Source organism: Dictyobacter halimunensis (assembly GCF_036245075.1).
Genome location: NZ_BSRI01000001.1, coordinates 2,195,129 through 2,209,539, shown reverse-complemented (window position 1 = coordinate 2,209,539; position 14,411 = coordinate 2,195,129). Strand labels below are relative to the sequence as shown.

14 protein-coding genes are annotated in these 14,411 nt (G+C 52.8%); 8 read left to right on the top strand and 6 right to left on the bottom strand.

The features are described from left to right. Positions 1-133: 133 nt before the first annotated feature. Positions 134-352 (bottom strand): hypothetical protein, encoded by a 219-nt coding sequence (locus tag AABA21_RS08810; protein ID WP_338248914.1) that lies wholly within the window; start codon positions 350-352, stop codon positions 134-136. A gap of 118 nt (positions 353-470) precedes the next feature. Then, positions 471-1,076, bottom strand: a complete 606-nt coding sequence (locus tag AABA21_RS08805; protein WP_338248912.1) for an RNA polymerase sigma factor — start codon at positions 1,074-1,076, stop codon at positions 471-473. A gap of 685 nt (positions 1,077-1,761) precedes the next feature. Here AABA21_RS08805 and AABA21_RS08800 point away from each other — a divergent pair. From AABA21_RS08800 to AABA21_RS08790, 3 genes are all read left to right on the top strand, one after another. Beyond that, on the top strand, positions 1,762-2,412 hold the full coding sequence (locus AABA21_RS08800; RefSeq protein ID WP_338248910.1) for a hypothetical protein: 651 nt from the start codon (positions 1,762-1,764) through the stop codon (positions 2,410-2,412). Positions 2,413-2,430: 18 nt separating this feature from the next. Beyond that, on the top strand, positions 2,431-3,477 hold the full coding sequence (locus AABA21_RS08795; RefSeq protein ID WP_338248908.1) for a hypothetical protein: 1,047 nt from the start codon (positions 2,431-2,433) through the stop codon (positions 3,475-3,477). Positions 3,478-3,742: 265 nt separating this feature from the next. Next, positions 3,743-4,702: an NAD-dependent epimerase/dehydratase family protein gene (locus AABA21_RS08790; protein ID WP_338248906.1), complete on the top strand. Its 960-nt coding sequence runs from the start codon at positions 3,743-3,745 to the stop codon at positions 4,700-4,702. A gap of 36 nt (positions 4,703-4,738) precedes the next feature. Here AABA21_RS08790 and AABA21_RS08785 read toward each other — a convergent pair whose 3' ends face one another. The 3 genes from AABA21_RS08785 to AABA21_RS08775 form a co-directional block, all read right to left on the bottom strand. Continuing rightward, the gene (locus AABA21_RS08785) at positions 4,739-5,284 is read right to left on the bottom strand and encodes a hypothetical protein (protein ID WP_338248904.1); all 546 of its coding nucleotides are present in this window, start codon (positions 5,282-5,284) and stop codon (positions 4,739-4,741) included. Between the two features lie 75 nt (positions 5,285-5,359). Beyond that, positions 5,360-6,259, bottom strand: coding sequence for an SPFH domain-containing protein (locus AABA21_RS08780; RefSeq protein ID WP_338248902.1), 900 nt, complete (start codon positions 6,257-6,259; stop codon positions 5,360-5,362). A gap of 267 nt (positions 6,260-6,526) precedes the next feature. Continuing rightward, positions 6,527-7,414, bottom strand: a complete 888-nt coding sequence (locus tag AABA21_RS08775) for a phytanoyl-CoA dioxygenase family protein (RefSeq protein ID WP_338248900.1) — start codon at positions 7,412-7,414, stop codon at positions 6,527-6,529. Between the two features lie 144 nt (positions 7,415-7,558). On the opposite strand from AABA21_RS08775, the gene AABA21_RS08770 reads away from it, so the two are divergent. From AABA21_RS08770 to AABA21_RS08750, 5 genes are all read left to right on the top strand, one after another. Further along, a complete protein-coding gene (locus tag AABA21_RS08770; RefSeq protein WP_338248898.1) occupies positions 7,559-8,365 on the top strand; it encodes an AraC family transcriptional regulator in 807 nt (268 codons plus the stop codon). 123 nt (positions 8,366-8,488) lie between these two features. Continuing rightward, on the top strand, positions 8,489-9,796 hold the full coding sequence (locus AABA21_RS08765; protein ID WP_338248896.1) for an ArsB/NhaD family transporter: 1,308 nt from the start codon (positions 8,489-8,491) through the stop codon (positions 9,794-9,796). 109 nt (positions 9,797-9,905) lie between these two features. Further along, positions 9,906-10,391 (top strand): universal stress protein, encoded by a 486-nt coding sequence (locus AABA21_RS08760; RefSeq protein WP_338248894.1) that lies wholly within the window; start codon positions 9,906-9,908, stop codon positions 10,389-10,391. Between the two features lie 73 nt (positions 10,392-10,464). Next, positions 10,465-11,133, top strand: a complete 669-nt coding sequence (locus tag AABA21_RS08755; protein ID WP_338248892.1) for a haloacid dehalogenase type II — start codon at positions 10,465-10,467, stop codon at positions 11,131-11,133. Between the two features lie 64 nt (positions 11,134-11,197). After that, positions 11,198-12,031, top strand: a complete 834-nt coding sequence (locus tag AABA21_RS08750; protein ID WP_338248888.1) for a cold shock domain-containing protein — start codon at positions 11,198-11,200, stop codon at positions 12,029-12,031. A 174-nt stretch (positions 12,032-12,205) separates the two neighbouring features. Here the strand turns inward: AABA21_RS08750 and AABA21_RS08745 are convergent, their stop codons facing one another. Beyond that, positions 12,206-14,053 (bottom strand): group II intron reverse transcriptase/maturase, encoded by a 1,848-nt coding sequence (locus AABA21_RS08745; RefSeq protein ID WP_338248886.1) that lies wholly within the window; start codon positions 14,051-14,053, stop codon positions 12,206-12,208. Between the last annotated feature and the right edge of the window lie 358 nt (positions 14,054-14,411).

The following is a 14,411-nucleotide window of genomic DNA, read 5'->3' as shown; positions in this document are numbered from 1 at the left end:
CGCGCTGCGCATCCTTGATAAATATCTGAGGTGACGATCCATCAGTTGGCTTAATTTGTACTGAGTGGATAGTTGGGAATAGGACAGCGGGATCAACGGCATAAAAAAAACACAGGTGTGTTTACCTGTGTTTCTAAGAAAGCTGATCGTGGGTATCGTCGGCGACGAAGAAGTCAAAACCTTGCCATTGAGGTAAGGGCTTAGGCTGCGGCAAGATAGATACCGCGTTCATAACACGCGCAACCATATCTTCAGGTGGATTTACGTGCAAGCCATTCATAAACAGTTCATCTAACTCAGCATCGTTTAACTCTACATCGTTATTTAAGAAATCTAAAGAAACGTTGTTCATACTAACCTTCCCTCTTATGCTCATCGTTGTAATCGTCTGGTTTTAATACGATAAACATAAGAAGGAAGTTTCAGATTTCCAAGCTTAAGATTAGAAAACTTAAAAATGTCAGAGAAAATTAAGATGCTGAGTGCGCGGTCCTAGGCTGCCAGTGCTGGGACATTGAAGCACGCAGCAGTGGACGGGCACGCTGGAAGTATGTCTTCGCGGTAGCCTCAGGCATGCTTAGCGTCTTGCCGATCTCAGCAAAGCTTAACTGAGAAGTGTATCGCAGCAACACCACCATGCGAAATTTGGGAGGGAGCGCATCAATCGCCTCACGCAATTTAGATTTTAAATCGCTGCGCTCGGCCAGTTCATCGGGCAGCGGACCACCATCAGGGATAATAGCCAATGGAGAGAGATCCTCTTCGTCATGCGCGGACTCTAATTCGGAGAAGTGGATGGCGCGTTTGCGGCGTAGTTCATCCAGACAACGATTGCGGGCTACCTGGAACAGCCAGGCTTTCAAAGGCTCACCGGTTCGCAGTGTGGGCATTGAAATATACAGTTGTGTAAACACCTGCTGAGATACATCACATGCCAGATCATAATCATTGAGTAAATGGCAGATAAAATTAAAGATAGGCGTATTATAGCGGCGAACTAGCATTTCAAACGCGGCCTGCTCGCCTGCCAGAGTTTGTTTTACCAGAGTTCCATCAGAAAATTCCGTATTTTGCATATTATTTTTTGTATGTTCCCGAACTTGCATTTCATCAACCTCACTTTCTTTCGTCCCCCTTAGCATAGATTTTTTGTGAGCATAATGCAAGCATTTTTGGGCCTTATAAGCTCTGCTATAAGGCAGTCTAAGCATAAACTTAAGAAATTAAAAACATCCTTAATGGAACCTGAGAAAATTCTAATCTTCTCGGCTTTTCCACTAAGGATGCCTTATAAGTGAGGTTGTCTTATTTTTGATTACGGATGGGGAGATGATTCCGATACAATCGGGATGCGAGCGCCTGCGGCGCTCGCTTGTAATTAAATGGTGGTGGATATGGGTGCGCCCGGCGCACCCATATCCACCACCATTTATATATTTCTTTATAATATAGAACGTTATGGCCTTGCGCATTAATATAAACTAAACGTACTAACCTTTAATTGGCAATTTGACCTATATCAATCTATAATGATAGAATGGCCGCTGAGGCTGAAAGAGATACTACCCGATAAAGACTTCACCCGCAAGGAGAGCACTGGCTTTGATCGTATCTTTGCATCATCCCAATCAGTAAGCATTAGGAGAGTAGCCATTGATGAACGGGAAGGCCTACTATCTCGACCTGCAAACGCTGCTTGACAATCTCTCTGTACATGGAGAATCTTGCATATTGAGCACGGTTCTGAAGGAGCGGAAGCAGATGGGTTACGTTGTTGTGCGCGGTGGTGTCATGGCTACCTGTTACATCATTGAGGGTGAAAAGGTTGTGCGACAAGGCGAGCCGGCCTATAAAATATTAAAGCAATACTCCGAGTGGCATATGCAATTACAGAATGAACAGCAGGCCATGCCTCCTCCATCGGTATCCTCGCCTGGCCCTCCTCCTGCGACATCTTACAGCCAACCCCTCCCACCCATAAAATCGGGTCCGCTAGCGCCCGCGCCAGGGCCAAACTTTTCCGCTGAGCAGTCACCCGCGCCCAAACCCGGATCGCCGAGCGGGCCGTTGCCCACGTTCAGGCGTGGTCCTATAAGCGGACAGGGACCTCCGCTATATCCGAGTCCACCAAATAACCAGTCACCCACACAACGGCCGTACACGCCGGATGGTCAAAGGCCGGGACAACAGAGATCGAACGTGCCCATGAACTGGTTCCCGGTGATGAAGCGCGGATTTTCGCAAGAGGAGTTTATGGCGATTCCCTCTCGTCAACGCATGGTTATACGCATGGTATTAACAATGGTGAATGGAAGGAGAAACGTCGAGGAGATCAAAGCACAATTGCAACTCTCTCCAGGAACGGTCGAGAGCGTTCTGGAGTATTTGCGCGCCCTAAATATTATTGAATAAATGTGGAGGTATTACGCTATGAAATGGTTTCTGGCCTGGTGGTATGCCTTTTCGCTGCCAAAGCGAGGGCCGGATAAGACACCAGGTGAGCGAGAGCGCACACGCTATGCGCGCTTGACAAGTGGCTTTCTCCTGATCCTTGGTCTGTTATTTTTGCCTGTCGCGCCAATCATGATCTTTGATTCGCCTAACAGTCCATCGTCGCCCCCGATCGCTCTCATGATGATTTCTCTGTTCCTGTGCTCGTTTTTTTTCGGCAAATGGGGGCGAAACATTCTGTCCGCGGCCTGTATCGTCAGCTATAACATACTTGGCATCACCGCCGTGATGATGACGAATCCTTTGGATCCATCGCTGCTGCCTCTCTTTGGTATCTTTACTATCTCTATTATCTTTGCGGGTGCGCTCATGCCGCCAATCGCGGCGCTGATCGTTGGTATTTTGTGCTGTGTGGATATCGTCCTGATTAGCATATTTGTTCCACACACCGCCGCTTATCAGAAAATGGTAGATCAGGGCCTGTTTACGGTCACGCTGATCGTACCCATTATGGTGCAACTGATAACTGGTATTGTGACCTACATTATTATGCGCAACCTGATCGAGACCATCCGGCGTGCCGACCGAGCTGAGGAGATTGTCTCGCTGCAGCAAGAGATCGCGCAGCACGTTCGTGCTCAGATGCAACAGAAGCAGCAACTTGAAGAGGGCTTTTATAAGATTGCCGAGACACACGCGCGTATCAGCAATGGCGATTTGAATGTGCGCGTGAATCTGGATGAGGGAAATATGCTCTGGAACGTCGCCGGGTCGCTGAATAATCTGCTCAACCGCATGCAGCGCATGAAAACAGATGCGGATACGCTGGCGATGACACGCCAGGCAGCCTACCAGGTCTCAAATATACTTCATCAGGCCACCGCAACAGGGAATTTCGCCAACTTGCATCTACCAACGACAGGTACTCCACTCGATCCAATCATTATCGAGCTCAACAATGCGGCGCGTAGTACCGTTACACATCCACAATCTCACTTTAGAGTCTCTTCAGAGCAACATTTTTAACAGAGCATCTTACTCTCGTCATACTGGGGTACATGAGCGCCCCCGCACGGGCGTCGGCGTGCGCGGCCGCACTGGTTGTTTATGTTGGTGCATGGGGTGGGCGGATGCCCACCCCATGCACCAACATAAACCTGGCTTTTGAGCACCGCAGGTGCGAAAACGCATGCAGGCCGCAGGCGATGTCATGAGCGTAAGATACACTCTACTAGAGTGTGTTAGTTTTCATATTTCTACATATTAGATATTAGAAGGAATAGTAATATTTATGCGTATTCTAGTTACTGGAGCCTTTGGCAATGTTGGATTTAGCGCGATCCAGGCGCTGATAGAGCAGGGACATACAGTGCGCGCCTTTGATCGGCGCACCAAAGCGACGGAGAAGAAGGCCAACCGTGTCCATGGCAAAGTCGAAACTATCTGGGGCGATATCCGCGATTCCCAGTCCGTCGCCGAAGCCGTAAAGGGACAGGAAGTAATCGTCCACCTGGCCTATATCATTCCTCCCGCCGTTGATGAGAATCCTACGCTGGCCCAACAGGTCAACGTTGAGGGGACACGTAATGTGATCGAAGCCGCCAAAGCGCAGCCGCAGCCACCGAAGGTTCTCTTCAGCTCTAGCCTCGACGTCTTCGGTCCGACGCAGGATAAGGAGCCGCCACGCCATGTGACCGACCCTGTCATGGCGACCGATGAATATACGAAACACAAGCTAGCCGGAGAAGAGATGCTGAAGAGCTCCGGATTGGAGTGGGCCATTTACCGTTTCGGGGATGTGCCGCCGCTGGAGCCGCGCCAGATACATCCAATCATGTACACCATTCCCCTGAACACGCGCCTGGAAATGATCCATACACATGATGTGGGCCTGGCCATCGCCAATGGCATGCGCAGTCCTATCTGGGGCAAGGTGTGGCTGATCGGCGGCGGCCCTGAGTGTCAGATCCGCTATCGTGACTACCTCTATCGTTCACTGGCCCAGGTGGGCATACAGCCGCCGCCCGACGAAGCCTTCGCGCCCGATAGCAAGCCCTATTGCACCGACTGGCTCGACACCACCGAGAGTCAGGCGCTCCTACAATACCAGCGTCACACCTTCGACGAGATCATGCGCGATGTGGCCGATGCCACGCGTCCCAAAGGCGTAGTGGCCCTGCTCATGCCACTTCTGCGCCCGACAGTTCGGCGCCAGATGTTGAAGCTCTCGCCCTACCTGCAGAAAAAGTAAATCTGAAGGCCAGCCTCTGTCCTCAGGTTTTTTGTATCAAAGCGGCAACAGCAAGAAGCGCTCACGCTCGGTCACAGTATGGGCCAGTTGCCGCGTCATCTGCTGCAACGCGCCGCTCTGCTGCGACCAATCCTCAGGGGTCATGCGCGAAACATATTGATAGATCTGCTCGCTATCACGCACAAGGGCCAGGTCAAAGTTGAGCAACTGCATCAACAAGGCCTGCTCCTGGCGGAAACGCCACCAGATACGATCCTGAGAAGGGACCGCCATGCCGCGAATGCCGGATTCAACTTTAGCCAGCGCCTGCTGGGCGGCCTCGATGGTTCGCAGTTGTGTCATCGCCTCCTGAGGTGGATCGGGATTGGCCCGCGTCAGAGGAGGGATAAAGCGGGTGTGGTAGTCGTTGCGCAACTGCGCGAGCGCGGATACCGCCTGCGCAAGAAAATAGGAGGCACGCTCACGCACCAGCAGATCATCCGCGCGTGCTTGATTGGTCCGGTTATAAAAGTTATACCCGTAGCCGGTGAGTAACAATTGGAGTTGCTGGACAAGCACGTTGTTGGATGGTTGAGAACTCATCTTGCTTTCTCCTGACAGATGGGCAAGTGTATCATGTATACTCCTTGCCCATTACCTGTAATGACGATAATTGGTTTAGCGCGGTGGCTGTGCTGGTGGGTGCGGAGGATTTGACGCGGATACCTGTGAAGATGCCGGCGCCCTTACAGAATTGGGGGAGACGTAGTGATCAGCGTTCGTGGTGGCCTGCACTCCGTTGACGTTGAAGGGCTGGCCGATCGCCATATTGGGAGCCGAAACGATCCCTTTCTCCGCCATCAACATCGCGGTATAGTAGCGTACCGCATCTATTTCGCTCAAGCCGAACGCTTTCAGCGAGATAAGTGCCTTCATGCGCTCATCGCGGGGGAACACCAGGACCTTCACTGTGTTCAGCGCGATCCCATAAATGGACAGAAACTGTTGCAGGTGCTGAAATACAATCTGCGAAAGATCGTGAATCTTTTCATTGACGGCTTCAAGAGGAGTGACCTGCACGATCTGGTTGACGGCCTGCTCGATAACGGGTCCGGCGTACGCGTTGATCTCCTGCGTCGTCAACGCATGCCCCCGGTAGGGCATGTGCTGGACAAGCTGTACTGCGGCCTCGCGCGTCTCAACGTGAATATAGTAGTCGACGCTGTACACCATCTCGGCCATTTCGCGCGAGAGCGCCATACCACTGGTCTTTAGCACCAGTTTGGCGCGGTTGATGTAGAGCGCCTCGTACTGCCATGGACTCTGCCCTCCATAGAAAGCCTGTTGCATAGAGCCAAACAGAGGGTGATCGGGCGTCTGGATGGTATATTGCCCCGTCTCATAGACATTGAGGATCGCTCCGCGTGATTTAAGGACACAGAAGTGGTTGCTCTCGACGGTCAGCAGCGAACCGTTCATGATCCCATTGTGAGGATAGTGCCAGAGGAGAATATCCGGCCCCATCATTTCCTCGCCATTGTCGGTCAAAGTTGAAACCACGTTACGGATGCCAGGCATACATAACCTCCTATCACCTCAGACGCGTGCCTTGCTTTTCTGAGGATCTACAATACGTCTTTTTTTATCGCGATAGTGTAGAAATGGTTCAGTTGCTTGCTATTCGTTATTGTAACACTGCATCGATCTACTAACATATGAACCCCTTCACAATTTGTGTCAACGTTCAAACAGTCCGATTGTCAAACGCAAAAAAGCGCACTAAAAGTGCGCTCTATGCATACGAACTCATCCCGCGTGTGGTGAGGAATTACATGGATTCTCCTATCAACTGGCTACTCCAGGTAGCTCATGGGTTGGCCGTTGCGCCAGCCAGTCCTCCAGGGTCGCGACCTGCTCGGGATGCTGGTGGCTGCGGGCCAGAAAACCGATGCCGTGCTGTGGCATGGGATCTTGATCCGTTGGCTGGTAGCGCAGGTCCACGCTCCAGCGCACGACCTGAGAGTTGTTCATGGTGGACATATGGATGCAGCGATCATTAAACAGGATGACTCCACCCGCCGCCAGGGGCAGGCTGATGACCTGATTTTTCTTAGCCACATGCTGCTCATCTAATTCGGTATAGCCGGTACCAGAATAGGTTTCGGCATGGTAGGAAAGCACCCGCTGCCTATGGGTACGGGGCATGATCTGTAAACAGCCATTTTCCTCATTGGCATCGACCAGCGCCACCCAGGCGGTGATCACCGGATTCGAGTTGGCATCGGGCCAGTACGACTTATCCTGATGCCACGGCACGGCGCCTGCCGCCACGTGGGGCACTTTCGGGCGCACGTTATAGACAGGATTGGCAAAGATCTCAGCGCCAATCAAGGATTCAATGGCATCCAAAATTTTTGGCTGGCTGATCAGGTGAAAGAGGCCAGGCTGCCGATCGCGCCAGCCACGGCCATAGCGCAAGAATTCTTTATCCGTTAAGTCCGCGAAGAGATCCGCCAGGCGCGTCTCAAACGGACGCTGTTCGAGCTTATCGGCGATCAGCCCATCGTGATAAAGGTCGTCAGCGATCCAGGAAACTTTCTCGGCTAAGGCGGCACGCACAGGTGCCAGGTCCTCGGCGGTCAGAAATTGGGGCAAGACCAGGTAGCCCTCACGTTCATAAAAAGCGACCTGTTCTTCGGTCAGGCTACCAGCTATACGTTGTTCGCTCGTCATGAGACCGGCCTCCTTCTAACGCAACATCATGATCTACTCCAGCATTCCACTGGCGACACGTATCATCACCGTTAAGATCAAATATACCCATGAACCGGCCGAGGAACAATTGCCCACATTTATGATTGTTGGTACAATATCACCATGTTTGCATCTGAAAGGCGCTGGCCGATCCCACTGGAGTGCCAGCCGCAGGTTCTGAATATGGGCTACGCCGTCCATGGCTCTCTGCCGGTTGAGCGCTATCAACTGGAGGGATTATGGTGTATGCATCTCTACGAGTATATCGGAGAGTTATGGATCGATGGGACCACGTTCCCCATTCGCCCCGGCTACATTAGTATCACCCCACCAGATGCCCGCCTGGAGTACCACTACCTGGGGCGCTCGGAGCACCTGTATGCCCATTTTTCGTTTTCCAGCCGGCCCACGGGACAGAGCACTATTTCGATCTTAGCCATGCAAGATCTGGAGGACGAGTTCAGGCCGCTCCAGTCCGACTTCACCCATGCAGTCGTGAGTTGGCCGACGCGACCAGCACGGGCCACGGCCAGGCTTTGGGACATCCTCTGGCAGATCAGCGAGCGAACGCCGGTCATCTCGACCGCGCAACCGAGCGTGCATCCCGCCGTCGAGCAGGTCATACAAATGATCGAGCTGCGCATCGGCGAGCGCATCTATATCTCGGACCTGGCACGGGAGGTAGGGCTCTCGCATAACCACCTGGCGCGTCTCTTCCAGACCTCTTTAGGTTGCACCATCTCTGGCTATATCCAAAAGCGGCGCATCAACAGGGCGCATCACCTGCTCACCACCTCTACCCGCTCCATCAAATCCATTGCCATCGAAGTTGGTATCAGCGATCTTCACCTCTTCAACAAGACCATACATCGGGCCTTCGGGATTTCACCCACCCAACTACGTCACCAGCAGGCAACTACCCAATTGTGATACCCGGAACCGGACCGTGATAACCTCCTATAGGCACGAGTAGGCACAAATTCCAACTTTTTTCATGAGATTGGCGTGTTATAGACATAATCCAATAACCTGTGCTGTAAGGAATAAAAAAACATGGCACTTCTCTTTCATCTGTCGAACCAGGTGCGTACGATACTCATCGCCATCATTACGGTCGTTACCCTGCTTGGTATTATGCTGCGACCCTGGAAAATGAATGAAGCTCAGGTGGCCCTGCTGGGGGCCGCTCTTTTATTGCTACTAGGGTTAATTACGCCGCAAAAGGCGCTCTTCACGCTGGTCGGCGATTGGAATACCTTCTTCTTCTTTCTGGGCATGATGAGCCTTTCCGCGCTGGCCGAGGTGGCTGGCTTATTCGACTGGCTGGCTTTTCAGGCGGCCCGACTCTCAGGCAGCAGCGCCCGGCGCCTCTTCTTTAATACCTTCTTACTGGGCACCCTGATCTCGATGTTTCTCTCAAACGACGCTACCGCCCTGATCCTGACGCCGATCGTCTACACGCTGGTAACCCGGCTCAGGCTACCGATCCTGCCCTTTCTCTTTGCCTGCACATTTATTGCCGACACCGCGTCCTTCTTATTGCCGGTCAGCAATCCGATCAACATCATCGTCACATCTCGCTTCCCGCTGGATCTGTGGGCCTTTCTGCGCCTGCTCTTCCTGCCATCGCTGCTGGTGATCGGGCTCAACATCGGCATCTTCTTCCTGCTCTATCGCCGCCAGTTAAGCGGACACTTCGATCTCAAGCGTCTCCCTAACTTAGAGGAGACCATCGGACACAAGACCTATTTCCGCTATACCTGCGGAGTGCTGATCTGCGTTGGCGTCGCTTATATCGTGGCGTCCGCCACCCAGTTTCCCCTCTCGCTCGTCACGCTGGGGGGCGCCCTGCTGCTGCTCATCGGCGCGCTCGGCTGGAAGCAGATCACCATATCAAAGCTGGGGAAGCAGCTCTCATGGAGCATCTTTGGCTTTATCGCCGGCATGTTCATCGTCGTGCAGGCGCTGGAAAGCACTGGACTGACGACACAGTTTGGACAGCTCCTGCTCCACCTCTCGGGCAACACGCCCTTGGGTGCGGTGATGGTGGGGACGCTGGGCTCGGCGCTGGGCACCAACCTGATCAACAACGTGCCAATGGCCGTCGTACTCACGTCATCGCTGCAGAGCGTGCAGCACTCCTCGCTGGCCGTCCAGCATGGCTTCGTGGCCGCCACCATCTTTGGCTGCGACCTGGGACCCAACCTGACGACCGTGGGCTCGCTGGCTACCGTGCTCTGGCTGCTCATCCTGCGCCAGCGCAACCTGGACGTTTCCGGCTGGGATTATTTTAAAGTCGGCATTATTACGACCCCGCTTCTACTCATCGTGGGGGCACTGACCATCTGGCTCTTGCTCTAAACAAGATTGACAGCAACACTATATCCACCGATTATCCGTATTCAAAATAACAACGTCGTACACAGATACATACAGCGCAGTAATGTCCAACAATGCAAAGGGGGATCAGATGCGTATTCTCGGTTGTCTGGATGGAACAAATAGCGAACAGATACAGCGAGCCATCAACACGCTGGTCAATAGCAGTGAGGCAGTGATCGGGTTAATCTATGTCATAGACACACGTCCGCGCGACGAGATCGGACGCAAGCGCTCACAGTTGTTGAGGCCGCTAAGATCACCCGGACCGCAAGAAGAGCGCATTGAGGCGGCGGAACTGGCGGCGGCCCAGGATATCTTCTACGAGAGCAAGATCAACCTGTCGCGGGCCGAGACCATACAGCGGCAGGGACGACCAGAGCTGGAGATCGTCAATACGGCAGCCGCCTGGAACGCCGATCTGATCGTAATCGGGACCCGCTCTTTCCAGCACCTGGCGCCCGCCATCGGCCCCAAATCGGTCGGTCACATCGCCCGCTTTGTCCTCGATCACGCTCCCTGCCCCGTTCTGCTGGTGCGCCCGGCTGACAGCCATGGCTTTCCCATCGTGCGCTAAAGCGCCTGCTCTCTTTGCGCAGCCACCAAACAGTAACCCACGTGATATAGTCTCAGTGGAAAGGATATACGAAATGGCCCCGATCTGTGTCTTTGATGTCAATGAAACGCTGCTCGATCTACATGTGCTCGATCCCCTCTTCGAGCAGGCTTTCGGCGATAGCAATCTGCGCCGGAACTGGTTTAACCAGATGCTCCAGAACGCTTTCGTCTCTACTATCATCGGTCAATACAGTGATTTTGGAACCCTGGGCGCCTCGGCCCTGGATATGCTGGCGGAACAGCAGGGAGTGACCATCTCAGCCCAGGAACGCAGCGCCATCCTGGATACCATGCGTCACCTGCCCGCTCATCCAGAGGTACCGGAAAGCCTGGCGCGCCTGCAGCACGCTGGCCGGCGTCTGGTCACACTCACCAACTCTACTCGGCAAGTAGCAACCATGCAGATCACCAATGCGGGACTGGCCCAATACTTTGAGCACATTTTTTCAGTTGATAGCGTGCAGCGCCTGAAACCAGCCCCTGAGACATATCAGATGGTTGCCGCCCGGTTGCAAGTCCCGACTAGCGAGCTCATGCTGATCGCTGCCCATGCCTGGGATATCGCAGGCGCATCGAACGTCGGCTATACCACCGCCTTTGTCGCCCGACCCGGCATGGTTCTGAATCCGCTCTTCCCGGCCCCAATCATCAATGGGCACAATTTAAGCGAGGTCGCTGATCATATTCTCAAGCTCACATAGTATGATATAGAACCGCAGGGTCTGACAAATAAACAGCCAGGTATCCAATGAAAGGAGCACTGCCATGGCAACGTCGTTGCGCGTAAACGATCAATTTCCGGATGTTGTCCTGCCCGATCATCAAAATGAAATGATCCAGCTTTCGCACCTGACCCGGCCTGGCCTCCTGGATCAGTATCTAGGCTTTCAAGAGGGTAGTCCCCTCATTCTCATTTTTCTGCGCGGCTTCTTCTGTCCTCGCGATCAGCAGCAGATGCGTCAGATGGTGGAATTCCAGGCGGAACTGGCCGTCAACTACGCCAGGGTAGTCACGATCAGCGCGGACCCTCCGCAGGTCAATGCGGCCTTTCGCGTCGGCCTCAATGCGCGCTGGCCTTTTTTGTCCGACGAGTCCAGGCAACTCATCAAACAGATCAATATCCTGGACGAAACGGAGGGCGAATATGCCTATCGGGCGCAGCCATATACATTTGTGCTGCGCCCTTCACTCCAGATTCACACCATTTATAACGGCTGGTTCTTCGTGGGTCGGCCAACCCTAGAGGAACTGCGTCACGACCTGCGCGCCATCATGGAGATGCGTGCTGATTATCGCTATGAAGCGTACGCCGATCCGGCCATACGCCAGATTCGCATTCCCCAGCAGGAATGGGAGCATGGCGCGCCCACACCAGGGGCAAATGGGCTCCCAGTCGCACAGGGAACCGTGCGCTGGTTTGACGTTGATACAGGTGTGGGCATGCTGGCCCGAGGCGATGCAGGGCCGGATGTATTCTTCCACTTCACAGCGATTCCAGGCCAGGGCTATCGCACCATCAAGCCAGGAGCAGCGGTGCGCTTCGAGATCATCTCGGGCCAGCATGGATTAAGCGCCCGCAATATTCAACCAATCGAGTGACGACTCCCTACGGCTACAAGCCGAGGGCTTCTGGGTAGGGTAGACCGCCAGCGAGGTGCCATATCCTTTTGTCCATGAACCGTGAAGATATGGTCCTTTTCCAACGGTCTCCCTCAGAACCGTGCGGGCACGATTTCCATGCACACGGCTCGCCAAGAACACTTTTCGTTCTCTTTAGCTTGGGATGTATGCCAGGTCCGTGAGCTTTACTGCGTCGTATTCGCCTCGATGGATTTTCCCGTGACAGCTCCCGCAGACAGGGATTTGTTTTCGATTGATTTTTCGGAGTATCCGGTTGAAGCCTGTTGGTTCTCTTCGATGAGAGAGCTTCCGTATATGCCGAACATGGTGCATTACGATTTGTTCTGCACTTTCTCCACAAATGCAGCACGGCAACCCTAGCTTGGATCGTGTTCTCATCTGTGTCGCCATTCGTACTCGATCTACGTTTGGAGCTGTGCTGCCCTGGAAGGCATCCCTGTCCTTAGACCAGTTCTGGTTAGAGTGGAAAGAGACTTCTCTGTCTTTCTTACCCTCTTTTCCCTTGATGACGATGGTGAGATTCTTTCCAAAACGTTTGAAGACTTTGGGAAGTGAGATCTTATGCTTCATAGCCAGGGTTTTTGCTAACGAGTACCTGAGTATATATTGGATGCGGCTGAGTTTGGACCAATTGTCTACGAACGCGTAGTAGTTCTGTATGCCTCGGTTGATACTGCTGTACAGGTTAATGATCTGGTCTGTGTCCAGGTACGCCCAACCTGCTTTTGCAATAGGGAAACCTTCTGCTGTACAGAAGCCTCGCTCGCTTAATCTCTTGGTGAGTTTAGGCATTGGGGCTTCCATAACCGTTTCCCATCCGGTGGATCGACGTTTGACTTTCTTTCCTGATCGGCTGGTGCAGAGTGTTACCTTGGCATTTTCTCCGTTCCCGATCTTGAGGATCGTTCCTAGAAAGAATGCTTCTTCGGCCTTGGCATTGGTTATACGGGTCTTCTCTTCACTGAGAGTGAGCTTGAGCTTCTCTTTCAGGAAGTCCTTCATTTCCTGCTTGATTTCATCTGCGAGCTTTCGGCTTCCGCAGAGTCCGATAATCCAGTCGTCGGCATATCTCAGGTATTTGAGGCGAGTGAAGTGTGGATCATCCACTACCACTGATGGGAGCGTGCGCAGGCGCTTTACCAATTCTCTGAATTCACGGGTTCTGGTTTTGCCTTGCTTCGCCATTCTCCGTTTTTTTTCAGAGAGTTGATGATAGAGAGGATTTCGGGCTTTTACCTTGCCTTTTTCTCGTTTTGTGCGTAGCGTTTCTACAAATTCATCCAGTTCATGGAGATACACATTGGCGAGAATTGGGCTAGCAATTGAGCCTTGTGGAGTTCCAACAAGACTATCCTTTCTTGCTCCGTGCAGGTCCATGTATCCTGCGTTCAAGAGTTTCCAGATGAGGTTGAGAAAACGTTCATCCTTGATCTTTTTGCGCAGAATAGAGACCAGGGTTTGGTGGTCCACTTCGTCGAAGCAGGAGCGTATGTCTCCCTCAATGAACCAATTGACGGCTGACCATGCTTCTCTGATTTCTCGTAGGGCCGTATGGCAACTGTGGTTAGGTCGGAATCCATGACTCGTTTCACAGAAGTAGGGAGTTTGAGGGCTATCATAGATCGCCTCCAAGATCGTGTAGATAGCCTGTTGTACGATTTTATCTTTGGCGCTTGGGATACCGAGTTTCCTCATTTTTCCGTTGGCCTTTGGTATGAAACTCTGGCGTACGGGTTGGAATCGGAATGACTCGGATCTCATCGCTTCGATAATCTCCCTAACGGTTGAGAGTGAGAAACCGTCAATGGTCTCTCCGTCTGTTCCGGGAGTCATGTTTCCGGGTTTTGATTTAATCCGTTCGTAGGCAATGATGTACAAGTCTTCTTTGAACATCAACCTATAGAGATCATTGTTTACCCACTGTCTGCTACTATTGAGCTTTCGTAAAGCTTCCAGTCTCTCTGGGATCTTTTGACTCATCCAAGTCAACCCCTTTCAAGTGGAATGTGTTCTCTAGAGTCCTTCCCCGTGTCTCACCCATTACGGTGAGCATTTGAGTACTGCGACTCCTCCGTCGCCTTGCGCCTCACGGCGTTTAGGCGATCCCGTAGTTCTTTCATGGTCCCGCTCCGTACTTAGGTCCTCTCTTGGGTGGTTTCCTCGCTCCCTACGAGCGCCCACAGGAAGGGCATTTACTAGCTCGTCATTCCTGAACTAATAATCCCGTGTCTCCCGTAACAATGTCCCTACGAGAGGGGTGGCCGACAGCCCCGGCTCACCGAGAGTTCGACCCTTCAGGTCTAACCATATACGGCCTAGCTGACAATCCTTCTCGGGA